The organism is Kosakonia radicincitans DSM 16656, from assembly GCF_000280495.2.
In the GTDB taxonomy this organism is placed as follows: domain Bacteria; phylum Pseudomonadota; class Gammaproteobacteria; order Enterobacterales; family Enterobacteriaceae; genus Kosakonia; species Kosakonia radicincitans.
This window is the reverse complement of the sequence record NZ_CP018016.1, coordinates 2466235-2491379: the sequence shown is the minus strand read 5'-3', so window position 1 is coordinate 2491379 and position 25145 is coordinate 2466235. Positions and strand designations below refer to the sequence as shown.

Annotated in this window: 25 protein-coding genes; 13 read left to right on the top strand and 12 right to left on the bottom strand. The window is 55.0% G+C overall.

All coding sequences use genetic code 11. The features are described from left to right. Positions 1-138 precede the first annotated feature (138 nt). Positions 139-1530, bottom strand: coding sequence for a NarK family nitrate/nitrite MFS transporter (locus tag Y71_RS12095; protein WP_007371875.1), 1392 nt, complete (start codon positions 1528-1530; stop codon positions 139-141). A gap of 308 nt (positions 1531-1838) precedes the next feature. On the opposite strand from Y71_RS12095, the gene narX reads away from it, so the two are divergent. Both narX and narL read left to right on the top strand, forming a co-directional pair. Next, entirely contained in the window at positions 1839-3638 is a 1800-nt protein-coding gene (gene narX, locus Y71_RS12090) for a nitrate/nitrite two-component system sensor histidine kinase NarX (protein WP_007371873.1), read from the top strand. Next, positions 3631-4251, top strand: a complete 621-nt coding sequence (gene narL / locus Y71_RS12085; protein WP_007371872.1) for a two-component system response regulator NarL — start codon at positions 3631-3633, stop codon at positions 4249-4251. Before narX ends, narL begins: the two co-directional genes overlap by 8 nt. 3 nt (positions 4252-4254) lie before the next feature. On the opposite strand, the gene Y71_RS12080 is transcribed toward narL, so the two are convergent. Beyond that, positions 4255-5658, bottom strand: a complete 1404-nt coding sequence (locus Y71_RS12080; protein ID WP_050998909.1) for a YchO/YchP family invasin — start codon at positions 5656-5658, stop codon at positions 4255-4257. Between the two features lie 172 nt (positions 5659-5830). Between Y71_RS12080 and Y71_RS12075 the strand changes: the two genes are divergently transcribed. From Y71_RS12075 to Y71_RS12060, 4 genes are all read left to right on the top strand, one after another. Continuing rightward, a complete protein-coding gene (locus tag Y71_RS12075; protein WP_007371870.1) occupies positions 5831-6382 on the top strand; it encodes a YbhB/YbcL family Raf kinase inhibitor-like protein in 552 nt (183 codons plus the stop codon). A gap of 100 nt (positions 6383-6482) precedes the next feature. Next, positions 6483-6836, top strand: coding sequence for a DsrE/DsrF/TusD sulfur relay family protein (locus Y71_RS12070; RefSeq protein WP_007371869.1), 354 nt, complete (start codon positions 6483-6485; stop codon positions 6834-6836). A gap of 107 nt (positions 6837-6943) precedes the next feature. After that, positions 6944-8728 (top strand): methyl-accepting chemotaxis protein, encoded by a 1785-nt coding sequence (locus Y71_RS12065; RefSeq protein ID WP_007371868.1) that lies wholly within the window; start codon positions 6944-6946, stop codon positions 8726-8728. Between the two features lie 215 nt (positions 8729-8943). Continuing rightward, on the top strand, positions 8944-9189 hold the full coding sequence (locus Y71_RS12060; protein WP_007371867.1) for a DUF1883 domain-containing protein: 246 nt from the start codon (positions 8944-8946) through the stop codon (positions 9187-9189). A gap of 4 nt (positions 9190-9193) precedes the next feature. Here Y71_RS12060 and Y71_RS12055 read toward each other — a convergent pair whose 3' ends face one another. After that, on the bottom strand, positions 9194-9892 hold the full coding sequence (locus Y71_RS12055; RefSeq protein WP_007371866.1) for a gamma-glutamylcyclotransferase: 699 nt from the start codon (positions 9890-9892) through the stop codon (positions 9194-9196). A 172-nt stretch (positions 9893-10064) separates the two neighbouring features. After that, positions 10065-10295 (bottom strand): putative cation transport regulator ChaB, encoded by a 231-nt coding sequence (gene chaB, locus Y71_RS12050; protein WP_007371865.1) that lies wholly within the window; start codon positions 10293-10295, stop codon positions 10065-10067. Positions 10296-10570: 275 nt separating this feature from the next. Here chaB and chaA point away from each other — a divergent pair, with 275 nt between their 5' ends. Beyond that, a complete protein-coding gene (chaA, locus tag Y71_RS12045; RefSeq protein WP_007371864.1) occupies positions 10571-11671 on the top strand; it encodes a sodium-potassium/proton antiporter ChaA in 1101 nt (366 codons plus the stop codon). 52 nt (positions 11672-11723) lie between these two features. On the opposite strand, the gene kdsA is transcribed toward chaA, so the two are convergent. The 6 genes from kdsA to hemA are packed head-to-tail and all read right to left on the bottom strand — an operon-like array spanning position 11724 to position 17044. Further along, positions 11724-12575 carry a 3-deoxy-8-phosphooctulonate synthase gene (gene kdsA, locus Y71_RS12040; protein ID WP_007371863.1) on the bottom strand — a complete coding sequence of 284 codons (852 nt, stop codon included), beginning with the start codon at positions 12573-12575 and terminating at the stop codon, positions 11724-11726. A gap of 36 nt (positions 12576-12611) precedes the next feature. After that, on the bottom strand, positions 12612-13421 hold the full coding sequence (sirB1, locus tag Y71_RS12035) for an invasion regulator SirB1 (RefSeq protein WP_007371862.1): 810 nt from the start codon (positions 13419-13421) through the stop codon (positions 12612-12614). 3 nt (positions 13422-13424) lie between these two features. Next, positions 13425-13817, bottom strand: coding sequence for an invasion regulator SirB2 (gene sirB2, locus Y71_RS12030; protein ID WP_007371861.1), 393 nt, complete (start codon positions 13815-13817; stop codon positions 13425-13427). 6 nt (positions 13818-13823) lie between these two features. After that, positions 13824-14663 (bottom strand): peptide chain release factor N(5)-glutamine methyltransferase, encoded by an 840-nt coding sequence (gene prmC, locus Y71_RS12025; protein ID WP_007371860.1) that lies wholly within the window; start codon positions 14661-14663, stop codon positions 13824-13826. Further along, the gene (prfA, locus tag Y71_RS12020) at positions 14663-15745 is read right to left on the bottom strand and encodes a peptide chain release factor 1 (protein ID WP_007371859.1); all 1083 of its coding nucleotides are present in this window, start codon (positions 15743-15745) and stop codon (positions 14663-14665) included. Before prfA ends, prmC begins: the two co-directional genes overlap by 1 nt. Before the next feature lie 42 nt (positions 15746-15787). Continuing rightward, positions 15788-17044, bottom strand: a complete 1257-nt coding sequence (gene hemA / locus Y71_RS12015; RefSeq protein WP_007371858.1) for a glutamyl-tRNA reductase — start codon at positions 17042-17044, stop codon at positions 15788-15790. A gap of 201 nt (positions 17045-17245) precedes the next feature. Here hemA and lolB point away from each other — a divergent pair, with 201 nt between their 5' ends. The 4 genes from lolB to dauA all read left to right on the top strand — a co-directional run bounded on the left by lolB (position 17246) and on the right by dauA (position 21591). Then, entirely contained in the window at positions 17246-17869 is a 624-nt protein-coding gene (gene lolB / locus Y71_RS12010; protein ID WP_007371857.1) for a lipoprotein insertase outer membrane protein LolB, read from the top strand. After that, positions 17866-18732, top strand: coding sequence for a 4-(cytidine 5'-diphospho)-2-C-methyl-D-erythritol kinase (gene ispE, locus Y71_RS12005; protein WP_007371856.1), 867 nt, complete (start codon positions 17866-17868; stop codon positions 18730-18732). The genes lolB and ispE overlap by 4 nt, the downstream gene beginning before the upstream one ends. A 123-nt stretch (positions 18733-18855) precedes the next feature. Continuing rightward, complete coding sequence (gene prs, locus Y71_RS12000) at positions 18856-19803, top strand: ribose-phosphate diphosphokinase (protein WP_007371855.1); 948 nt, start codon at positions 18856-18858, stop codon at positions 19801-19803. Between the two features lie 108 nt (positions 19804-19911). Next, positions 19912-21591: a C4-dicarboxylic acid transporter DauA gene (gene dauA / locus Y71_RS11995; RefSeq protein WP_007371854.1), complete on the top strand. Its 1680-nt coding sequence runs from the start codon at positions 19912-19914 to the stop codon at positions 21589-21591. Here dauA and Y71_RS11990 read toward each other — a convergent pair. Continuing rightward, the gene (locus Y71_RS11990) at positions 21577-22632 is read right to left on the bottom strand and encodes a MerR family transcriptional regulator (RefSeq protein ID WP_007371853.1); all 1056 of its coding nucleotides are present in this window, start codon (positions 22630-22632) and stop codon (positions 21577-21579) included. The two genes, dauA and Y71_RS11990, sit on opposite strands and share 15 nt — an antisense overlap. 113 nt (positions 22633-22745) lie before the next feature. Continuing rightward, positions 22746-23021 carry a stress-induced protein YchH gene (ychH, locus tag Y71_RS11985; RefSeq protein ID WP_007371852.1) on the bottom strand — a complete coding sequence of 92 codons (276 nt, stop codon included), beginning with the start codon at positions 23019-23021 and terminating at the stop codon, positions 22746-22748. A 271-nt stretch (positions 23022-23292) separates the two neighbouring features. Between ychH and pth the strand changes: the two genes are divergently transcribed. Both pth and ychF read left to right on the top strand, forming a co-directional pair. Then, the gene (gene pth, locus Y71_RS11980; protein WP_007371851.1) at positions 23293-23877 is read left to right on the top strand and encodes an aminoacyl-tRNA hydrolase; all 585 of its coding nucleotides are present in this window, start codon (positions 23293-23295) and stop codon (positions 23875-23877) included. 126 nt (positions 23878-24003) lie between these two features. Continuing rightward, a complete protein-coding gene (gene ychF / locus Y71_RS11975) occupies positions 24004-25095 on the top strand; it encodes a redox-regulated ATPase YchF (RefSeq protein WP_007371850.1) in 1092 nt (363 codons plus the stop codon). Positions 25096-25145 lie beyond the last annotated feature (50 nt).

Below are 25145 nucleotides of genomic sequence, written 5' to 3'. Positions count from 1 at the left end.
GGTAGATGTCCTGGTTGACCCCTTGCGCACGAAAGCTCCCGTAGCAGGCTGAAGTAAATTGAATAGTATGTTGTAACTATATTCTGAATAAAAAAAAGCGCGGCTTTCACCGCGCAAGATAATCAACAAGTTTTCATTTTATTGTTTTTTACGCCCGTATATCGCCCAGGTGATCACAACGCAGGCAATATAGAACACGAGAAATACTTTCATTGCGCCAGCCGGAGAGCCGGTTAATGCCAGTGAAGTCCCAAACGCTTTCGGAATGAAAAAGCCGCCAATCGCACCAATTGCGGAGATAAACCCAAGCGCCGCTGCCGTTTCTGTCGCCGCTTCACGCATGGCTTCACTCTCGTTGCCGCCGCGTTTTTGGACGCGTTCCATGGTCATTTTGCGGAAAATAACCGAGATCATCTGGAAAGTAGAACCACTGCCGAGACCCGCCGTCAGGAACAGCACCAGGAAGACGCAGAAAAAGGCAATAAAGTTACCGCCAGTCCCTTCTGTGGGTAAGGTCAGGAACAGCGCCGCGCTGAAAATGGCCATCACCACAAAGTTCACCAGCGTGACTAGCGTGCCGCCGAGGCGATCGGAGATCGCGCCGCCAGCCGAACGCGCCAGCGCGCCAATCAATGGGCCGAAGAAAGCAAAATGCAGGATCTGTACATCCGGAAACTGCGTTTTCGACAGCATGGCGAAACCGGCTGAAAAACCGATAAACGAGCCGAAGGTTGCCAGATAGAGAAAGCTCATGATCCACAAGTGGCTGCGTTTCAGTACCGGCAATTGCGCGCGCAGTGAGGCCTTAGAGGTTGCCAGTTCGTTCATGCCGAACCAGGCCGCCAGCGTAAAGAAGGCCAGCAGCGGAACCCAGACCCAGGCCGCGTTTTCCAGATACAGTATTGAGCCGTCCGGCTGAGCCGCGCCCGCACCACCAAAAGCGGCAAAAATGGAAAAAGAGACGGCCAGCGGCGCAATCAATTGCATCACGCTGACGCCCAGATTGCCCAACCCACCGTTGATCCCCAGCGCGCCGCCCTGCTTCTGTTTCGGGAAGAAGAAGCTGATGTTCGCCATGCTGGAAGCAAAGTTTGCTCCGGCGAAACCGCACAGCAGCGAGATAATAATAAACGTACTAAAAGACGTGGTCGGATCCTGCACGGCAAAACCGAGCCATACACAAGGAATAATCAAAATCCCGGTACTGAAGGCCGTCCAGCGACGACCGCCGAACACCGGTACCATAAAAGAGTACGGAACACGGAGCAGCGCGCCGGAAACAGAGGGCAGCGCCGTCAGCATAAAGAGCTGGTCGGTGGTAAACTTGAAGCCCACTTTTGGCAGGTTAACAGCGACGGCGCTGAACAGCATCCAGACGCAAAACGCCAGAAGCAGGCAAGGAACGGAAATCCACAAGTTACGGCTTGCAATCGCATGTCCCTGCTGTTGCCAGAAAACCGGATCTTCCGGGCGCCATTCGGTAATAACCCGTGATGACGAACCTTTTTCCGGGATGGATGAGTGCTGCATATACACCTCTGTTGATCGGTTTGATGCCTGCCACCATAGTTTTTGCAGCGCCAGGTAAGTTGATATAAATCAAAGGAAAAGCAGCGCTTTCTACGCCCGAAAATTCACCATGCTCATTAGTGAGTAGGCATAACATACAAAAAAGGTGTGGTTTTTCACGGCCATCGCCGCTACCACGCAGATTGTTCCCACGTTGGTCGACACGCTGGCAATAAAGAGGTAATCCTTTAGAGGTATGGGTATACCCCAGGCGATAGCTGACAATACCGCCACCCGCAGCGCATGCGGTCAAGGAGCTTTCATCACTTATGCTAAAACGCCTCTTTTCTCCTATTTCGCTGGTTAACCAACTGGCGCTGCTGATGTTGCTGTCCACCGTTATCGGCGTGGCAGGCATGGCGATCTCCGGCTGGCTGGTACAGGGCGTTCAGGGCAGCGCGCACGCTATCAATAAAGCCGGTTCTCTGCGCATGCAGAGCTATCGCCTGCTGTCAGCGATTCCGCTGCACGAAGACAAGCAGTATCTGTTTGATGAAATGGAACATACCGCATTCAGCCCGGAGCTGGCGCTGGCCGCGCAGCGTGATGGCCAACAGGCGCAGCTTGCCGGGCTACAAAACTACTGGCACAGCATTGTGATCCCCGCCATCCGCCAGGCGCAACAACCCAGTGAAGCCGCAGACATTATCGCCATCTTCGTTGGCAGGATTGATAAACTGGTGACGTCGTTCGATCGCAGCACAGAACAGCGGATTGAACAGGTCATCATCATGCAACATCTGATGGCGCTGTTGATGGCTCTGCTGCTGCTGTTTGCCGTCATCTGGCTGCGTTCAAAACTGCTGCGCCCGTGGCACCAACTGCTGCAAATGGCGCGCGCCGTCAGCCAGCGTGACTTTACCCGCCGCGCCTCGATTAGCGGACGCAATGAAATGGCAACACTTGGTGAGGCGTTGAATAACATGTCCGCTGAGCTGGCGGAAAGTTACGCGGTGCTTGAGCAGCGCGTCAAAGAGAAGACTGCCGGGCTCGAGCAGAAAAACCAGATCCTGTCGTTTTTATGGCAGGCTAACCACCGTCTGCACTCGCGCATTCCGCTATGCGAACGCCTTTCACCGGTGCTTAATGGCTTGCAGGATTTAACCCTGCTGCACGATATCGAACTGCGCGTCTACGACACAGAAGATGAGAACAACCATCAGGAATTTACCTGCCAGTCGGATGCCAGCTGCGATGATAAAGGCTGCCATTTGTGCCCGCGCGGTGTCACAACGCCGCATCCAGGTTCTGGTTCCACGTTAAAATGGCGGCTGGCGGATGCCCATATGCAGTACGGTTTGCTGCTGGCGCAATTGCCCCCAGGCCGGCATTTAAGCCATGACCAGCAGCAACTGGTTGATACGCTGGTGGAACAAATAACCGCGACGCTGGCGCTCGACAGACACCAGGACAAACAGCAGCAGCTCCTGGTAATGGAAGAACGCGCCACCATTGCCCGTGAACTGCACGATTCAATCGCGCAATCCCTCTCCTGTATGAAGATGCAGGTCAGTTGCCTGCAAATGCAGGGCGATGCGTTACCGCAGAACAGCCAGCAGTTGCTGGGCCAGATCCGTAACGAGCTGAATACCTCCTGGGCGCAGTTACGCGAATTGCTGACCACCTTCCGCTTACAATTAACCGAGCCGGGGCTGCGCCCGGCGCTGGAAGCCAGTTGCCAGGAGTACAGCGATCGTTTCGGTTTCCAGGTGCGGCTCGACTATCAGCTTCCCCCTCGCCTGGTGCCGCCGCATCAGGCGATCCATCTGTTGCAAATTGCCCGCGAAGCGCTGAGCAATGCACTGAAACACTCCGGCGCAACCGCGGTCAGCGTCGCCGTAGAACAGCAAGAAAACCGGGTGATACTGCGCGTTAGCGATAATGGGCGCGGTATTCAGGTCAATGCTGAAAGGACAAATCATTATGGATTGATCATTATGCGTGACCGCGCGCAAAGCCTGCACGGCGATTGCCAGGTACGCCCCGTTGCCTCCGGCGGGACGGAGGTTATCGTTACGTTCATCCCTGAGACGTTTCTCTCACCCATGCAAGGAGATACCCATGAGTAACCCGCAACCGGCCACTATTTTGCTGATCGACGACCATCCGATGCTGCGAACCGGTGTGAAGCAGTTGATCGGCATGGCGCCCGACATCACCGTGGTCGGCGAAGCCAGCAACGGCGAGCAAGGGATTGAACTGGCGGATGCGCTCGATCCAGACCTGATACTGCTGGATCTCAATATGCCTGGCATGAACGGCCTGGAAACGCTCGATAAACTGCGCGAGAAATCGCTTTCCGGTCGGGTGGTGGTCTTCAGCGTTTCCAACCACGAAGAAGATGTGGTGACCGCACTGAAACGCGGCGCGGATGGCTACCTGTTGAAAGATATGGAGCCGGAAGATTTGCTGAAAGCGTTGCAGCAAGCAGCCGCGGGAGAGATGGTACTCAGCGAAGCGCTCACCCCGGTGCTGGCAGCAAGCCTGCGCGCCAATCGCGCGACCAGCGAGCGCGATATTCTCAAGCTGATTGCGCAGGGCTTGCCGAATAAAATGATTGCCCGCCGTCTCGATATCACCGAGAGCACGGTCAAAGTCCACGTTAAACATATGCTGAAGAAAATGAAGCTGAAATCCCGCGTTGAAGCCGCGGTGTGGGTTCATCAGGAACGCATTTTCTGATCGTTACGGGGCTGGCAGCGACCAGCCTGCGTTAGCGTTATCGTCCGTCATCGGCGGTACCACCGGCTCGGTCAGTTTCAGTTCAATGGTATTTGACGCCACGCGTTGCCCTTTGTCATCTTCCACCAGCGCGGTGAGCGTCCAGTGATTGCTCGCCCCTTCATCGCTATCCCAGCGCGGCATAATCAGCGTCCAGCCATCGGCACTGCGGCCATTCGCTGGCGGCGTCAGGCTAAGCGCCTGCGTATCGCCCTGCCAGCTAATCGAACGCACGCCATGCGTACTGTTGATTTGCAGCTTCAGCGCCACGGTTTCGCCAGGCTGTAAATCCCACGGCGGCGTAGCGAGAAACACCGACAACGTTTTGCGCTGACGATACTCATACACCGGGGTACTGTTGCGCGTTGGGCTGTCGTAACGGCTGCCACGCAGCGAACGGCTGGCGGCCACTTCGCTGGCTGAAAGTTGCTTCCACAACGGAACGCCAAAGCGGTAGTTGAGCTTCAGACCTAAGTCATTCTGGCTCAGACCGCTTTCGCCCTGGCGGTGTTCGGCGGTCAGCGTTACCAGTGGAACCGGGGTATAGTTGAGGCCCACTTTCACCGCTACCGGATTGTGATAACCGGTGCCGGTATCAAACAGATCCACATTCTCACCGAAGTATTGTTCGACGCTAAGGCTGGTATTGAGCGGCTGCCAGAACGGCAATCGCGCCTGCGCCGTCACGTCGTAGCCCCGCGCCATCCGCTGTTGCTGCGTGGCGGTTTGATAATTCCAGCTGCTCACAGGCTGGTAGTAGTTGGCGGAGAAACGCAGATACTCCCCCCACGCCTCGGCGCCTAACCCGGCGCGGCTATAGTTGTCATCCAGCAGCGTGTCGTAAAAAGTGTTATAGCCGAGCAACCAGTCGCCTGCTATCCAGCGCTGACCGAGCCCGACATTGCCCACCAGCCCCTGGTCCTGTTGCGTCACCCCGAGCTGCCCCCAACTGAGGTAGCGGTTATTATCCTGCAGAGGCACAAACCAGTCGCCGTGGCTGCCGGTAAAACTGCCCTCGTTATCGACCTTAAAATCGATATTGGCGCTGCCCCAGGGCGACAGCCAGGATTCCACTTTCTGGTTCACCTCATCGCTCACCACATCCCGCAATTGCCCGAAGGCAAACTGGCGCGCCTGCTCTCCCGCAGTTAGCCCGTTATCGGTCATACTGGCTTCACCGAAGGCTTTGACCATTTCCGCGACGTGTTTTTCCTGCGCGCCATTTTCTGGCGCCATGCCGAGATCCGGCAAACCATCGCCGTCATTATCGAAGGGGTTTTCCGCTTGCTGAACGAAGCTATTTTGTGCGGCATCGACAACATCGCCCGCCAGCAGCAATATCAGGAGAGATGAGACCTTATAATTCATAACACCGTACAGCACTTTGCTGATAATAATCCGCCCAGTTTTGTTGACATGAACCAGTAAGTTTAACGGTTTTGCCTCTGCTGTGCAGGGAGCGGCAAAATACCAGGAAAATCCTTACCCACCCGCTGCGGTGCAACTACAGTTAATGCACCAATGCTGAAAGAGAATCGCCATGAATTGTAAACTGCGCGGAGTGCTCTGTAGCGCGCTGCTGTTGTACGGCGTACAGGTAGACGCCAATGAACTGTTTAACCTGCAATCCCCGGCTTTCGCCGACAATGCGTTGATGGAGAAAAAATTCGCCGGTAACGCCAGCAATAATCCCAACTGTACCGGTGAAAATCAGTCCCCCGCACTGGTGTGGAGTAACCCGCCAGCCAATACAAAAAGCTTCGCCCTGTTGGTTCACGATCCGGAAGGCGCGAACGGGCTGGGGGTGACGCATCTGGTGGCTTACAATATTTCGCCGTCAACGACCGGTTTTGCGCCAAACGATCTGCGCGACGGCAAACATTATACCGGCGGGAAAAATAGCCCCGGTAATCTGCGCTGGCATGGCCCCTGCCCACCGCCTGGCAGCGGCGCGCACCATTACACCTTCACGCTGATTGCCACTTCACTGCCACCAACATTGCCGGAAGGGCTAACCCGCGAGGCGCTGTTAGATAAACTCAAAGGACACGCGCTGGCCGCCAGCGGATTGATCGGCCGCTTCGGACAATAATTTCCTGGTAAACCACTGATTCTGCGCCGTCGTCCTTTCACCGGGGACGGCGGCGCAGTAGCATAAGCCCCGTCCGCACAATGTTATCGAAGGAGTGAAAATGCAAAAGATCGTCATTGTCGCCACCGGCGCGGCTTATGGTAGCGAATCGCTGTTCAGTAGTTTGCGGCTGGCAATCGCCCTCTGCGAAGAAGAAAGCGCGAAGCAGTTGAAAGTGTTTTTAATGTCCGACGCGGTTACGGCTGGTCTGCGCGGGCAAAACCCGGCGGAAGGTTATAACCTGCAACAGATGCTGGAAATTTTGACCGCCCAGGGCGTGGTGGTGAAATTATGCAAAACCTGCACCGATGGACGCGGTATCACCGCCCTGCCGCTGGCAGATGGCGTGGAAATCGGCACGTTGGTGGAACTGGCGCACTGGACGGTGGCCGCGGATAAGGTATTAACTTTTTAATACCTCCGCGAGTTCAATACAATTTTCTTATGAATGACGTTCCGTCATCAAGTTTGCCTGTTGTGTTGCCGATAGCCACTTAAGACAACACAGCAGGTAAGATAATTATGTTTAGATCGATTAAATCCCGCATTATTGCGGCCACGGCGGGATGTCTCGCTATCGCTTTGCTTCTTAACACCATTATTAACTATCAGGTCACTCGCCAGCATAATCAAGAAATTCAACAGGATATCCTTTCCAGCACCAGCGTCAGCCACAGTATTGCCATTGCCGACTGGGTCGCCAGTAAAATGGAGATCATCAACTCGCTGCAAAGCGTTGCCTTAACTGACGATCCGGTGCCCATTTTCACGCAGATGGCGCATGCCGGTGGCTTCACCAATGTGTATATCGGTTACGCCAGCAAAACGGCGAAATTCTCCGATCCGACCGGCGTACCCGCCGATTATGATCCGACGATTCGTCCGTGGTATCAGCAGGTGCTGAAAGCGGATGCACCGGTAGTGACCGCACCGTATGTCGATGCAGGTAGCGGGAAACTGGTGGTCACATTTGCCGTACCGGTGAAAGAGAACGGTACGCTGAAAGGCGTGGTCGCCGGTGATGTTTCGATGGACAGCGTGGTCGCTAACGTACGCGGCATCAATCCATCGCCTAACAGCAGCGGTTTGCTGCTGGATAGCGACGGCACGGTGATTGCCGCGAACAGCGATAAACTGACGCTCAAACCCTTTGCAGAAGCGCTCAGCGGGGTGAGTTTCGCCGAGTTGCGCGCCGGGAAAACCGTCGAAGGCCAGTACGCTGGCGCACAGAAGATACTGCAAGCCACCCCGGTCAAAGGCACCCACTGGCTGCTGACCGTGGCGCTGGACAGCGCAGATTCCACGGCTGGTTTGCAGGCACAGCTCAAAGCGTCCGCCCTGTCGCTGGTCGTGCTGGTACTGGTTGCCGGTGGGGTCATGCACTGGATCGTGTCGACCATGCTTAAACGACTGCTGACGATTCGCGATGCGATGAATGCCATCAGTAACGGCACCGACGATCTTTCCCAGCGTTTACCGGTGGATGGCCATGATGAAGTGACGCAAATCGCCCATGCCTTTAACGCTTTCAGCGATAAATTGTCGGTGGTGATGGTTAAACTGCGTGATTCCAGTCAATCCGTGCAGCAAGCAGCGCAAGAGATTGCTGCGGGTAACCAGGATCTCTCAGGAAGGACTGAACAGGCGGCTTCCAGTCTGCGAGAAACGGCCAGCGCCGTTGAGCAGATCACCGCGTCGGTCGCCCAGTCCACCGATGCTGCCGCTCAGGCTAATCAGCAGGCACATGCGGCATCTGCAGCGGCATCCCGCGGCGGTCAGGTAGTGACGCAGGCGATCACCACCATGCAATCCATTGAAACCGCTTCTGCGAAAATCGGCGACATCACCAGTGTGATTGACGGTATCGCCTTCCAGACGAATATTCTGGCGCTGAATGCCTCCGTCGAAGCGGCACGCGCAGGCGAACAGGGACGCGGGTTTGCCGTGGTCGCCGGTGAAGTACGCAACCTGGCCAGCCGCAGTGCGCAGGCGGCGAAGGAGATCAAAACGCTGATTGATTCGACCACCGAAAGCGTCGCCACCGGTTCACGCTTTGTTCGGCTGGCGGGCGACAGTATGACCGACATTGTTTCCAGCATCGACAGTGTGTCGGTGATCATGCGTGAGATCACCGTCGCCACCAGCGAGCAGATGAAGGGCATTCAGGAAATCAATCATGCGGTTATCGATCTTGACCGGATGGTGCAGCAAAACGCCGAACTGGTGATCCAGTCCGCTTCCGCCGCAGGCGCGCTGCGCTCACAAGCCGGGGAGCTTGCTGAAACTGCCGGACATTTCCGCATTTAATCTTCTTTCGGCGCATTTCACCCACGGTTTTATGCGCCGACATCCCCCCTCGCCAGATAATGTAATTTTTGTTTAATCGCTACGTCATTATTTGATCAAAATCAGCATTAGTTATCCTTCACTTTGGTGTTATTGACTGAGTGAATTGTGAACAGAATCACGCGCGAGAAGTTTTCGTGGCGGAAAGCGTTGTTATAAAACTACGGGGTTGGAAAATGGCGGTGGTAAAAGCAAGTTTGAAATTATTTGGCGGGGATACGATTGTCGTTCGTTGTTCAGCAAATTGTCATATTCATCTGATGAGCGAGAAGAGCAGCGCGGCTAACGCGGAGACCGATATTTTAAGCGTCCAGAACCGCGCAAGCGCCTATCTGGCGGTGCCTTACAGCGGGATCTGGAACGTGCTGATCGATAGCCACAGCCAGTCGCTGGAGCACTCAATCAGCTACGTTGCAGCGTAATCGCTCAACAGACAAAACCAGGTTGCAGGTCCGGGCCTGGTTTTTCTCCCTCCAGCAAGCCACGCACTCTCCCCACCAGCTCATTCAGGCAGTCATCGTGCATGCCGAGTTTAATCAGTTCCTGTTCAAGCGAGAAAAGATACTGCGCATTGGTGCCAAGCGGGCCGCTGGCAGAGGCAATCAACGGGGCGATAGTTTGCGTGCGGGTATCGGATTCGTAGAGTGGATGGCGTGGATCCATAATAAACACCAGCGCGTTAATAACACGGCCATCGTCCAGCGCCAGCTTGCACCAGCTCGGCATATAGCAGCCGGTGATCATTTCGCGTTTCCACAGCAGCGACAGTTCTTCCGTAAGCGTTTCCTGCGGCAGACGGTAAGCGACACCGGTCGTACGGCCGCCCTCTTTCAGCGCCAGCATGCGGCCAGGCTGACAGGCCGTTCCGCGCCCTGCGGTTAAACGCAGGCAAAATGCGCGATGCCAGCCAACCAGCGTTCCGGTGCATGACTCTTCAAATTCCAGCGCCGGGTTCCACATCAGCGAACCGTAGCCGAAAATCCACACTGGCCCCTCATCCGGACGACAAGCGAGCGTCGCTGCCAGCGATGCGGCCCGTTGTTCCGCTGACCATAACAGCGACTCCTCAATGTCGCCAAACGCCGTTTTACAATCGGCTGTTCGCAAGAAATCACGTGTTAACATCTTTTACCTCCGCCACTGCCTGCTTCCCTGCGACTGCTCTACTGCTGTCTTCCCGACAAATGCTGCTTTAAGCGCAGCTTACTACGCACCATATGCAATTCGCAGGCCGCTTGCAATAGCACCAACACATTGAATATGGCTATAAATGGCGAAGTGTAATTATTTCATTGTGTTACTTCTTTTTGTGCCAGCGATCGTCATCGCCTTTTTCATAATCCTGTTTAACGGCCGCCCAGGCCACGCGATGCGCAGTCTCTTCGCGGCTGGCGTCATCGCGCCGATCGGCTTTGTCTTTATACTGCTCCCAGGCGCTATTAAACGCCTCTTTATAAATTTCCTGCGCATGAGCAGGCAGTACATGCTGGACGCTGTCAGGAAGATCGGATTTCTCTTTATAGGGCATGTTTTGGCTCCTTTTGGGCTAAATGAATAAGCCTGGTTGATAATCCCGCCGACTGCCACCACACCATGATTTATTGCGAATAAAAAATCACATCACATTGTTATATAAATATAATTTTCATGAGATATCATTTTTTCAGGCATTAGAATAAAAATGATATCGAGATAGTAAAACTAAGTAAAAACCCGACTGAAACTGGCGATTTTTTGCTATCTTAGGCCGCTGATAATTTTATCTATAATCCACATACACCTGCACTATGACGGAGCATCATAATGACAACAACGCACGAAGCGGTTAAAACCCGCCACAAGGAGACATCCCTCATTTTCCCGGTGCTGGCGCTGGCCGTGCTGCTTTTCTGGGGAAGTTCGCAGTCATTGCCAGTGGTGATTGGCATCAATATTCTGGCGCTGGTCGGTATTCTTTCCAGCGCCTTTAGCGTGGTTCGCCATGCTGACGTACTCGCACACCGCCTGGGCGAGCCCTATGGTTCGCTGATTCTGAGTCTCTCGGTGGTGATCCTCGAAGTGAGCCTGATTTCCGCGCTGATGGCGACAGGCGATGCGGCGCCAACGCTGATGCGCGACACGCTTTACTCTATCATCATGATTGTTACCGGCGGGCTGGTAGGGTTCTCTCTGCTGCTCGGCGGGCGTAAATTCGCCACCCAGTATATGAATCTGTTCGGCATCAAACAGTATCTCATCGCCCTGTTCCCGTTGGCGGTTATTGTGCTGGTGTTCCCGATGGCGCTGCCGGAGGCCAATTTCACTATTGGTCAGTCGCTGCTGGTGGCATTAATCTCGGCAGCGATGTACGGCGTGTTTTTGCTGATTCAGACCAAAACGCACCAGAGTCTGTTTGTTTACGAGCATGAAGACGAGAGCGACGACGACGATCCGCATCACGGCAAACCGTCTGCACACGGGAATTTGTGGCATACCGTATGGCTGATCGTGCATCTGATTGCAGTGATCGCGGTGACCAAAATGAACGCGAAACCGCTGGAGGCACTGCTGACAGAGATGAATGCGCCCGTCGCGTTTACCGGTTTCCTGGTGGCGCTGCTGATCCTGTCGCCGGAAGGCCTTGGGGCGCTGAAAGCGGTGCTGAATAATCAGGTTCAGCGCGCCATGAATCTGTTTTTTGGTTCGGTGCTGGCAACCATTTCCCTGACGGTCCCGGTCGTTACGCTGATTGCGTGGCTCACTGGTAATCACCTGGTTTTTGGCCTTGGCGCGCCCGAGATGATTGTGATGGTGTCCTCCCTGCTGCTGTGCCAGCTCTCCTTCTCGACCGGCCGTACTAATGTGCTGAACGGCGCGGCGCATATGGCGCTGTTTGCGGCTTACCTGATGACGATATTTGCCTGACGCCCTTTTACCTGGCCGATAAAAAACCCCGCATTTGCGGGGTTTTATTTTTTTACTCGGTGTCGAGTTCGTCGAAGCTTTTCACCAGATCGTCAATCGCTTTGATCTGCCTGAGGAACGGTTCGAGTTTGTCCAGCGGCAGCGCGGACGGGCCATCGCATTTTGCGTTGTCCGGATCCGGGTGCGCTTCAATAAACAGGCCAGCCAGTCCGGTTGCCATCCCTGCGCGAGCCAGTTCAGTGACCTGCGCACGGCGGCCGCCGGAAGCCGCGCCAAACGGGTCGCGGCATTGCAGTGCGTGGGTGACGTCAAAAATCACCGGCGAGTTATTGGAGACTTTCTTCATCACGCCGAAACCGAGCATATCCACAACCAGGTTGTCATAACCAAAGTTGGCGCCGCGGTCGCAGAGGATCACTTTGTCATTACCGCCTTCATGGAATTTATCCACGATATTGCCCATCTGGCCAGGGCTGACGAACTGCGGTTTTTTCACGTTAATTACCGCGCCGGTTTTCGCCATCGCTTCCACCAGGTCGGTCTGGCGGGCGAGGAATGCCGGAAGCTGAATCACGTCGACCACATCGGCCACCGGCTGCGCCTGGGAAGCTTCATGCACGTCGGTGATCACTTTTACGCCAAAGGTCTGTTTCAGTTCCTGGAAAATTTTCATCCCCTCTTCCAGACCCGGCCCGCGATAGGACTTGATGGAAGAACGGTTGGCTTTATCAAAAGAGGCTTTGAACACATACGGAATGCCCAGTTTCTGGGTCACAGTCACGTAGTGTTCGCAAATGCGCATCGCCAGATCGCGGGATTCCAGCACGTTCATACCACCAAACAGCACAAACGGCAGGTCGTTCGCAACGTTAATGTCGCCAATGCTGACCACTTTTTGTTTCATAAAATCGCCTTATCAAGTGTGAATCGGAACTTACTTTTAATGCAGGGTAATCTGTTTGTGCGAAATCGTGTTGATTTGCGCGCGGATCATCTCGCTAATCGGATCCTCCGGACACTGCTCGACGAAGTAACTCAGGTCGTGCAGCGCCACATGATCGCAATCAAGCTGGGCGTAAATCAGCCCGCGGTCACGGATTTCATAGGGATCTTCCGGATTAAACTGTAACAGCGCTTCACTGGCGCGCAATGCCAGCTCCATCTGTTGCTCTTCCATCAGCGCTGACTTTAAGGTATCCAGCAGCTTGCGGATCACTTCAGCGTTGTCGGCTTCATCCAGATCTTCGTTAAACAGCTCGGCGACCGGGCTGATATTGCCCTTCAGCCAGACTTCGAGCGTATGCTCGTCCAGCGTGTCGCCATTAAACGGGTTAATGAGCCACATTTCGCCGTCCAGCCACTCGGCACGCAGGATCAGCTGCGTCGGGAAAATGACCGGCGTCAGCGGAATGTCGAGACGCCCGGCGACCCACAATAAAATCGCCCCCAGAGAGACGGCGCTTCCCTGACGATTTTCCAGCACTTTATCCAGCCACAGTGCATCAGACAGACGGTAAACCCCACGCGTGTCTTTAAAACCCCATTCGCCGTAAAACAACTCAATGAGCTTTTCCAGCTGCCAGTCCTGAGGCTTCGCCTGACTTATTTCCTCTCGCGCCAGGCTCAGCAGACGCTCCAGCTCTTCATGCACGTACAATGAAGGAAAATCATCGCGAATCAGCTCTGAAACAAGGATCATCCCGTCGCATAATGGCGCGTTGTTAAATTCGAAATCAGCTAACGACCTCATTTCTTACCCCAGTATCGGTACTTTTGTGGCGGCGAGTTTAATGATGATGTACAGCACCACCAGCCCCAGCATAAAGGCGATAAAACCCGTTTGCTGGCTGCGCGGACGATGTCGTCCAAGCGCGATAAAACCCAAAACGATGTAGATGATAACGCCAAACAGCTTTTCAGTCAGCCAAGCGCCTTTAACAGTAAAAGGTAAATAGCCCGTTACCCACATCAACCCGCCACCGCTTAACAGCAATAGGCTGTCGACCACATGCGGCACCACCCGCACCCAGCGGGCCTGCGCGCGTGGGTTGTTCGCCCAGCGCCACCAGTAGCGTAAAACGAACAGGCTAATGGTCAACGCAACGCAGGTCAAATGCAATGTAATCAGTATGTTAAAGGCGTGCATCGCGCATTACTCCTGTAAAGGCCGCTTTCCCAGCGTCAGCCGCTCATTACCGCCATAATCCCGGCAGGTTTCCACTTCCTGCCAGCCATATTGTGAAAACAGCGCACGCACCGCCGCGCCCTGCTGCCAGCCATGTTCCAGCAGCAGCCAGCCACCCGGCTGCAGAAAGCGTCGCGCGTCGCAAATGATGGTCTGTAAATCGGCGAGACCATGATCGGCCGCCACCAGCGCGCTCAGCGGTTCAAAGCGGACATCGCCCTGCGCGAGATGCGGATCCTGCTCGTCAATATAGGGAGGATTGCTGACAATCATGGCGAACTGCTGCCCTGCAAGCGCACTGAACCAACGACTTTGCAGGATATTGACATTGGTAATCGCCAGGTGTTCCGCATTGCGTTGCGCCAGTGCTACCGCTTCAGCAACCACATCGACGGCAGTAACGTGGCAATCCGGCCGTTCGCTGGCCAGCGCCAGCGCGATCGCGCCGGTGCCGGTACCCAGATCGAGAATGCGACACGGCGAAGCGGGAAGACGGTTTAACGCCTGCTCAACCAGGCACTCCGTGTCCGGGCGCGGGATCAGCGTCGCCGGAGAAACAAACAGCGGCAGCGACCAGAATTCGCGCTCACCGACCAGATGCGCCACCGGTTCGCCAAGCGCACGTCGCGCCAGCAGCGCATCCAGTTGCTGCTGCTGTTCCGCCGTAAGCACCGTTTCACCAAAAGCGAGAATGAAGGTGCGCGTTTTGCCGGTTACAAACCCCAGCAGAATTTCAGCGTCGCGGCGCGGGCTTTCGCTCGTCTGCAACTGGCTTATCGTCGTACGCAACCACTGTTGATAGTCCATTATTCCTGCTCGGAAAGCGCCGCCAGTTGATCGGCCTGGTATTCCTGCACAATCGGCTCGATCAGCATATCGAGCTTGCCTTCCATCACCTCATCAAGACGGTAGAGCGTCAAGTTGATGCGGTGATCGGTAACGCGCCCCTGCGGAAAATTGTATGTGCGGTTGCGATCGCTGCGATCGCCGCTGCCCAGCAGATTGCGGCGGGTTGATGCTTCCGCCTGCTGGCGTTTCGCCATCTCTGCCGCGTGGATACGCGCGCCCAGCACCGACATCGCTTTGGCTTTGTTTTTATGCTGTGAACGTTCGTCCTGGCATTCGACCACAATCCCCGTCGGCAGGTGGGTAATACGGATTGCCGAGTCGGTGGTGTTAACGTGCTGGCCGCCAGCCCCGGAGGAGCGGAAAGTATCAATACGCAGATCCGCCGGGTTGATATCCGGTAGCTCAGCTTCAGGCAACTCCGGCATGACGGCAACAGTACAGGCCGAAGTGTGAATACGCCCCTGTGATTCGGTCGCCGGGACGCGCTGCACGCGATGGCCGCCCGATTCAAACTTCAGACGCCCGTAGACGCCTTCGCCGCTGATTTTGGCGATCACTTCTTTATAGCCGCCATGTTCGCCTTCGTTAGCGCTCATGATCTCCACGCGCCAGCGGCGGGCTTCCGCGTAGCGGCTGTACATGCGGAACAGATCGCCGGCAAATAATGCTGCTTCGTCACCGCCCGTACCCGCGCGCACTTCAACGAAGGCATTGCGTTCGTCATCCGGATCTTTCGGCAAGAGTAAAACCTGTAAATGCTGCTCCAGTTGCTCACTTTTCTCTTTCGCATCGCGCAACTCTTCCTGCGCCATTTCACGCATTTCCGGGTCGTCGAGCATCATCTGTGCCGTTTCAATATCTTCCTGAACCTTTTGCCAGTCAGTAAAACAGCGCGACACATCGCTTAGCTGCGCATATTCCCGCGACAGCGCACGGAAACGATCCTGGTCGGCAATAGTTTGCGCATCACCCAGCAGCGCCTGAACTTCTTCATGGCGTTCATGCAGGGCTTCCAGTTTGGCAACGATAGAAGGCTTCATAGGCGTAAATGCACCTTTTAATAATCAGAGAGTGGTGTTGTGCTAATCCAGCCCGAGGCTGTTGCGCAAAGTATGCAGGCGCTCATCATCCCCGTCACGGGCGGCCTGCTGAAGAGATTTGGTTGGGGCGTGGATCAGCCGGTTAGTCAGCTTCCACGCGAGGTCCTGCATGATAACCTGCGGATCGCCGCCCTGCTCCAGCGCAGCCAGCGCTTTAGCGGTCAGCTCATCGCGCACGGCTTCGGAATGGCTGCGGTATTCACGGATAGTCTCGCTGGCGCTTTGCGCGCGCAGCCATGACATAAATTCGCTGGTTTCCTGGGCGACGATGGTTTCCGCCTGCACCGCAGCGGCTTTACGTTGCGCCAGATTATGCTGAATGATGCTTTGCAGATCGTCGACGCTGTAGAGATAAGCGTTGGCCACTTTCCCCACTTCCGGCTCAACGTCGCGCGGCACGGCGATATCCACCAGCAGCATCGGCTGGTTGCGTCGCGCTTTCATTGCGCGTTCCACCATCCCTTTACCGATGATCGGCAGCGGGCTGGCGGTAGAACTGATAACAATATCAGCGTCTTTCAGACGCTCGTCGATTTCGCTCAGGGAGATAACGTCCGCGCCGACTTCTTCCGCCAGCACCTGCGCGCGTTCACGCGTACGGTTAGCAATGATCATCTTCTGCACTTTGTGTTCGCGCAGATGGCGGGCAACCAGCTCAATGGTTTCGCCCGCGCCAACCAGCAATACGGTGACCGTCGAGAGGGATTCAAAGATCTGCCGCGCCAGCGTACAGGCGGCAAAGGCGACCGACACGGCGCTGGCGCCTATATCGGTTTCCGTACGCACCCGTTTAGCCACGGAGAAAGATTTCTGGAACATGCGTTCCAGATCGCTGGCATTGTCATGCCCGCGCTGCGAATCGGCGTAGGCTTTTTTCACCTGACCGAGAATTTGCGGCTCGCCAAGCACCAGAGAATCCAGCCCGCTCGCTACGCGCATTAAATGGCTGACGGCGTCATTATCCTGATGCCAGTAAAGACTCTGGCGCACTTCCTCTTCGCTCAGGTGATGGTAATCACACAACCAGCGAACCAGCGCTTCGCGCAGGTTTTCCCGCTCTTCGACGCTCAAATAAAGCTCGGTGCGGTTACAGGTTGAAAGCACCACTCCACCCTGCACCATCGGCTGCGAGAGCAGGCTTTCCAGCGCCTGGTCAAGCGTATCCGGCGAAAATGCAATGCGTTCTCGCAGCGAAACGGGTGCCGTTTTGTGGTTGATGCCAAGAGCTAAAAGGGTCATGAGCGCGGGAATAGTACCAACGTTGATAAGGTTAGACTGCACGCATCATACAGGATGCGCACGGTCAATAAAAGAGAGACTCTCCTTTCGGAGTAATTGGTATTTTAATGATTTAAGACAACTTGAACGTAGACGCTGTTACAGTGCGGCGCTAGCATTAAGCCTAATCACCGCAACCTCTCTCAAGGATTTGTCATCGTTATGACTCTGTCGGACTTCCGCTTTATTCGCCTGCTGCCGCTGGCCAGCCTCGTTTTGACCGCCTGTACGCTCAACGCGCCCAAAGGACCGGGGCAAAGCCCGGATTCGCCGCAGTGGCGTCAGCATCAGCAGCAGGTGCGCGCATTAAGTCAGTATCAGACGCGCGGTGCCTTCGCTTACCTGTCCGATCAGCAAAAAGTCTACGCCCGCTTCTTCTGGCAGCAGACAGGCGAAGATCGTTACCGTTTGCTGCTGACCAACCCGCTGGGCAGCACCGAACTGGAGCTGAATGCGCAGCCGGGCAATGTGCAACTGGTCGATAATAAAGGCCAGCGCTATACCGCTGACGATGCCGAAGAGATGATCGGCAAGCTGACCGGCATGCCTATCCCGCTCAATAGCCTGCGCCAATGGATCCTCGGTCTGCCGGGTAATGCCACCGATTACAAACTTGACGATCAGTATCGCCTGAGCGAGCTGAACTACAGCCAGGGCGGTAAAAGCTGGAAAGTCGTTTATGGCGGATATGACAGCAAAACCCAGCCGGCAATGCCTGCAAATATGGAGCTGAGCGACGGCAGCCAGCGTATCAAGCTAAAGATGGATAACTGGATTGTAAAATGACAACCTGGCCCGCTCCGGCGAAACTTAACCTGTTTTTATACATTACCGGCCAGCGAGCTGACGGCTATCACACCTTACAGACGCTTTTTCAGTTTCTCGATTATGGCGATACGCTGACCATCGAACCGCGCAGCGACGGTGAAATCCGTCTGTTAACCCCCGTTGCCGGGGTGCCTGACGAAGAGAATCTGATCGTGCGCGCTGCACGTTTGCTGATTAAACGCGCCCGCGAAACCGGGCGTTATCCTGAGGGCAGCGGCGCCGATATTGCGATTGATAAGCGTCTGCCAATGGGCGGCGGCCTTGGCGGCGGTTCATCAAATGCCGCGACCGTGCTGGTTGCCTTGAATCATTTATGGGGCTGCCAACTGAGCGTTGATGAGCTGGCAGCGCTTGGCCTGCAACTGGGTGCGGATGTCCCGGTATTTGTGCGCGGGCATGCGGCCTTTGCTGAAGGAATTGGCGAGATCCTGACGCCGGTTAATCCACCAGAGAAATGGTATCTGGTGGCGCATCCGGGCGTCAGCATTCCCACGCCGGTCATTTTCAAAGATCCCGAGTTACCAAGAGCGACACCGAAGCGGTCAATCGAAACGTTGCTAAATTGTGAATTCGGCAACGATTGCGAGGTTATCGCAAGAAAACGTTTTCGCGAGGTTGATGCCGCGCTTTCCTGGCTGTTAGAATACGCGCCGTCGCGCCTGACTGGCACAGGAGCCTGTGTCTTTTCCGAATTTGACACCGAATCCGCCGCTCGTCAGGTGCTTGAGCAAGCCCCGGAATGGCTGCACGGTTTTGTCGCGCGAGGCGTCAACCTCTCGCCGCTAGCACAAACCATCGCCGGGCAAGCTGAGCTCCGGTGACAACGTCACATGTTCCAGACGTTGCATCGCGCTCTTTAATACACCGCATGGATAGAATTTCGCCCTGACCGCACATTCTGGCGTATTCTATCCACCACTGGACGCATGCCTGAGGTTCTTCTCGTGCCTGATATGAAGCTTTTTGCTGGTAACGCTACCCCGGAACTAGCACAACGTATTGCCAACCGCCTGTACACTTCTCTCGGCGACGCCGCTGTAGGTCGCTTTAGCGACGGCGAAGTCAGCGTACAAATTAATGAAAACGTACGCGGTGGTGATATTTTCATCATCCAGTCCACTTGTGCTCCCACAAACGACAACCTGATGGAACTGGTTGTCATGGTTGATGCGCTGCGTCGTGCTTCCGCAGGCCGTATCACCGCGGTCATTCCTTATTTCGGCTACGCCCGCCAGGACCGTCGCGTACGTTCTGCCCGTGTGCCAATTACCGCAAAAGTCGTTGCTGATTTCCTTTCCAGCGTTGGCGTTGACCGCGTGTTGACCGTTGACCTGCATGCTGAACAGATTCAGGGCTTCTTCGATGTGCCGGTTGATAACGTATTCGGTAGCCCGATCCTGCTCGAAGATATGCTGCAACTGAACCTGGACAACCCTATCGTGGTTTCTCCGGACATTGGCGGCGTGGTTCGCGCCCGTGCTATCGCCAAACTGCTGAACGATACCGATATGGCGATCATCGACAAACGCCGTCCGCGTGCTAACGTCTCTCAGGTGATGCACATCATCGGTGACGTGGCTAACCGCGACTGCGTACTGGTTGACGATATGATCGATACCGGTGGTACGCTGTGCAAAGCGGCAGAAGCGCTGAAAGAGCGTGGCGCAAAACGCGTATTTGCTTACGCGACGCACCCGATTTTCTCTGGTAATGCGGTGAATAACCTGCGCAACTCCGTGATCGACGAAGTGGTAGTCTGCGACACCATTCCGCTGAGCGAAGAGATCAAAGCGCTGCCGAACGTACGTACGCTGACGCTGTCTGGCATGCTGGCCGAAGCTATCCGTCGTATCAGCAACGAAGAATCTATTTCTGCGATGTTCGAACATTAATCGCTGCTAAATAGAAAACCCGCTGCGGCGGGTTTTTTTATCTTTGAATGTCATTTGTATGATTTATTAAGTCGTTATTAATTTCCACCTCCAGGATGAAATAACATCGTGAATAAATTTTTCACTCCACATGTTCTGCCTTTCCGCGCGTTAATTGAGGCGTGCTGGAAAGAAAAATACACGATGGCTCGCTTTACCCGCGATCTCATCGCCGGTATCACCGTCGGGATTATCGCCATTCCCCTGTCGATGGCGCTGGCGATTGGCAGCGGTGTCGCGCCACAATATGGCCTGTATACCTCGGCGATTGCCGGTATCGTTATCGCCCTGAGCGGTGGTTCACGCTACAGCGTTTCCGGCCCGACCGCTGCGTTTGTGGTGATCCTCTACCCGGTGTCACAACAGTTTGGCCTTGCGGGCCTGCTGGTTGCCACGTTGATGTCCGGGGTGTTCCTGATCCTCTTCGGGCTGGCGCGTTTTGGCCGGTTGATTGAATATATTCCGCTTTCCGTGACGCTCGGTTTTACCTCCGGTATTGGTATCACCATCGCCACAATGCAGCTTAAAGATTTTCTCGGGCTGCATATGACGCATGTCCCGGAACATTACCTGCAAAAAGTTGGCGCACTGGTGATGGCGCTGCCCACCATTAATTTTGGTGATGCTGCAATCGGTGTGACAACACTGGCAACGCTGGTTCTCTGGCCGCGCTTACGCTTACGTTTGCCCGGCCACTTGCCTGCGCTGCTGGCTGGCTGTGCGGTTATGCTGGTGGTGAACCTGCTCGGCGGTCATGTTGCTACTATCGGTTCCCAGTTCCAGTACACGCTGGCAGATGGCACACAGGGCAACGGTATCCCTCAGCTTCTGCCGCAACTGGTATTGCCATGGGATCTGCCGGGTTCGAATTTCACCCTCAGTTGGAACTCACTCCAGGCGATGCTGCCCGCCGCGTTTTCGATGGCCATGCTGGGCGCCATTGAATCGCTGCTCTGCGCGGTGGTGCTGGACGGAATGACCGGCACCAAACACAAAGCCAACAGCGAACTGATTGGCCAGGGCATGGGGAATATTATCGCGCCGTTCTTTGGCGGTATCACCGCGACGGCAGCGATTGCCCGCTCTGCCGCCAACGTGCGCGCGGGTGCCACTTCGCCCATTTCGGCCGTGATACACGCACTGCTGGTGATCCTGGCATTACTGGCGCTGGCGCCTCTGCTCTCCTGGCTGCCGCTGTCGGCGATGGCCGCGCTGCTGTTAATGGTGGCGTGGAATATGAGTGAAGCGCACAAAGTGATCGATCTGCTGCGTCGCGCGCCCGCCGATGACATTGTGGTGATGTTGATGTGTATGTCGCTGACGGTGTTGTTCGATATGGTTATCGCCATTAGCGTCGGGATTGTGCTGGCCTCGCTGCTGTTTATGCGCCGCATTGCGCGGATGACGCACCTGGCGGCAGTGAATGTCAGCGTGCCGGATGACGTGCTGGTGCTGCGCGTTATTGGCCCGCTGTTCTTTGCCGCTGCGGAAGGTGTGTTCAGCGATCTGGAAACCCGCATCGCCGGTAAGCGAATTGTCGTGCTGAAGTGGGATGCCGTGCCGGTGCTCGATGCTGGCGGGCTGGATGCTTTCCGCCGTTTTGTTGCCCGCCTGCCGGAAGGTACCGAGCTGCGTGTCAGCAATCTGGAGTTTCAGCCGTTACGCACGCTGGCGCGCGCCGGTGTGCAGCCCATCCCTGGCCGACTGTCTTTCTTCCCTAATCGCGACGCGGCATTAGCCGATCTGTGAACCGGATGCGGAATAACGATTCCGCATCATCACCTCTATCGCCCGTTGTAGCCATTGCAGCACTTCGGGCGTCATCCATGTCCCCTTCATCAGGTGTGGTTCCTGCTGCATCGCAGTGCGAAACTTTTGTTGCGTCTGCGCATCCGTTCCGGCGTAAGACTGGAACAGCGCCAGCCAGTTTTGCGCCAACGCCTGCGCCTCTTCCGACTGCGGATCCAGTGATTGTCGCTGGGCGAGATGCAGTTTTGCCACCAGCGGCGGCCACTCCATCATGCGGTCAAAATAGTGGGCCCGTGTGAAGGCCATCTCTTCTGGCGACAGATAACGCTGCCAGATAGCGAGTTTACTTTCTGCGAAACTGCGGGTAATAAAATCGACGATGCTTTGCGTAATGCCGGTTTGCTCGCGCATCTGTGGTTCGACGCTGTGCATCTCGTTTAAGCGGGTAAGAAACTCCGGCTTATTCGCCGTATCGTCTTCAAGACGGCTCATCCAGCGCGTCGCCAGATCCATCGCACGCGTATCGTCCGGCGGGCAATTTTCTGACAACAATTTCTGCGCTTCACTCACCATTTCGGCCCAGGCCTGCTCCCGCGTCTCGTCTGGTGTGGCAAACGGCAATTCCTGTAGCTCTTGCGGGGTAAACCAACAATCGTACATTTTCATCATCTCCAGTGTCTGTAGCCATGACTCCAGGTCAGGCTCCGCACCGCTGGCAAGACCGTCACGCAAAGCTATGAGCTGATGACGTAATGTGACAATGTCACGCATTTGCTTATCAAGCATTGTAATTTGCTGATCCAGCAATTCCGCCAGCGGACGCGTCTCCTGCGCCAGATAATCATTAATTGCCGCCAGTTCCATTCCTGATTTCGCCAGCGCCTGAATCATATGCAGGCGTTTCACATCAGCAAGGTTATAGAGCCGATAACCGGCGGCACTTCGGGCAGAAGGCAGCAGCAAACCAATATGTTCATAGTGATGCAGCGTGCGCACACTGATTCCCGCCCGCCGCGACAACTCTCCAACCTGAATCAACATGGCTTCCCCCTTCTTCTCCACAGACCGGACTTTCGGGCCTGACGTTACGTGAGGGTCAAGCAGAACACAAAAAAAAACGGCTCGCTCAGGAGCCGTTATTGAAAAATTCATCTTTAGCTGTGATGTTGCCGGTCACGGCGGCAGCGTTTGTCATAGTGGCGAACCCACCAGTATTTATCGCACACCTGCTCATGGCCTCCTACGCGGGCGCCTGCGAGCCAGAGAACAGCTCCGAGGAAGATACTGAGTACCGCGCCGTGCGCAAAAAATTGCGGCAGGTTAAGCTGTGGAAGCTGGTTTAGAATAGAGTAACCAACACCGACAACCATCACTACCAACCCCAACCCCATGAGCACATTACCGAGTAACGAAGCGTTTTTGCGTTTCATATGTCACCTCCGGAACGACGGGTTGGATGGGAAAACCCCAATCCTTGTGAATAAAGTATAGACAGTGCTCTTTTTGGCGGTTGCGGGCACGATCACAATTACATATGTTTGACTAACAGAAATTTACAAATAAGCGATTGAACTACTTGAATTTCGAATGATTGAGGTGAGCAATCATTATCATTTTCCACCTGATACCGTGAGAATTTTGTCATCGCGCCCCGCACAACGTAAACTACGCGCCGGATATTGACCTGGTCAGGAATAAAAAGTGACGATTAAACTGATTGTCGGGCTGGCGAACCCTGGCGCTGAATACGCTGCGACACGCCACAATGCGGGCGCCTGGTATGTCGATTTACTGGCAGAGCGCGCGCGCGCTCCGCTGCGCGATGAACCGAAATTTTTCGGTTATACCTCGCGCATTAATCTGGCGGGCGAAGATGTACGTCTGCTGGTGCCGACCACCTTTATGAACCTGAGCGGCAAAGCGGTGGCGGCGATGGCGACTTTTTATCGCATCAATCCGGATGAAATCCTTGTCGCGCATGACGAGCTGGATCTGCCGCCTGGCGTGGCGAAGTTCAAACTAGGCGGTGGACACGGCGGCCATAACGGCCTGAAAGACATCATCAGTAAACTGGGGAATAACCCCAATTTTCACCGTTTGCGCGTGGGTATCGGTCATCCGGGGGATAAAAACAAAGTTGTCGGTTTTGTACTGGGCAAACCGCCGGTTTCTGAACAGAAGCTGATCGATGAAGCCGTTGACGAAGCGGCACGTTGTACAGAGATCTGGCTGAAGGACGGTTTAACCAAAGCCACCAACCGCCTGCACGCCTTTAAGGCACAGTAACCCCACTGCAACGGCAATTTTGCCGCGCGTTACATCGGTTACGTGTATAATAGGCAAAGTTATTCACTTTTCTACAATCCGTTTTACTCAACGGGTTGATTATCAAGAGATTAAGGTAATTACATCATGGGATTCAAATGCGGTATCGTTGGTCTGCCCAACGTAGGTAAATCCACCCTGTTCAACGCGCTCACCAAAGCAGGTATTGAAGCGGCAAACTTCCCCTTCTGTACTATTGAGCCGAACACCGGTGTCGTACCGATGCCCGATCCGCGTCTGGACAAACTCGCGGAAATCGTTAAGCCTCAGCGCATTCTGCCGACCACGATGGAATTTGTTGATATCGCCGGCCTGGTAAAAGGCGCGTCCAAAGGTGAAGGCCTGGGCAACCAGTTCCTGACCAACATCCGCGAAACCGAAGCCATCGGCCACGTTGTACGCTGCTTTGAAAACGACAATATCATCCACGTTGCCGGTAAAGTTGACCCGGCGGAAGATATCGACGTTATCAATACCGAACTGGCGCTGTCCGATCTGGAAACCTGCGAGCGCGCGATTCATCGCGTGTCCAAGAAAGCAAAAGGCGGCGATAAAGATGCGAAAGTTGAACTGGCCGCGCTGGAGAAATGCCTGCCGCAGCTGGAAAACGCCGGTATGCTGCGCGCGCTGGATCTGAGCAAAGAAGAGAAAGAAGCCATTCGTTATCTGAGCTTCCTGACGCTGAAACCAACCATGTACATCGCTAACGTCAATGAAGACGGTTTCGAAAACAACCCGTATCTGGACCAGGTTCGCGCCATCGCGGAAAAAGAAGGCTCTGTAGTCGTGCCGGTTTGTGCCGCGGTTGAATCGGATATCGCCGAGCTGGATGACGAAGAGCGTGATGAGTTCATGGCCGAACTGGGTCTTGAAGAACCGGGCCTGAACCGCGTGATCCGCGCAGGTTATGCCCTGCTGAACCTGCAAACCTACTTCACCGCCGGTGTGAAAGAAGTTCGCGCCTGGACAATCCCGGTTGGCGCAACGGCTCCGCAGGCCGCCGGTAAAATCCACACCGACTTTGAAAAAGGCTTTATCCGCGCGCAAACCATCGCTTATGAAGACTTTATTGCTTACAAAGGCGAGCAAGGCGCGAAAGAAGCCGGCAAAATGCGTGCAGAAGGCAAAGAGTACATCGTTAAAGATGGCGATGTGATGAACTTCCTGTTCAACGTCTAATCGTTTCTGTTGTCTCATGCGATCTCACGCATCGCATGTTCATCAACAAT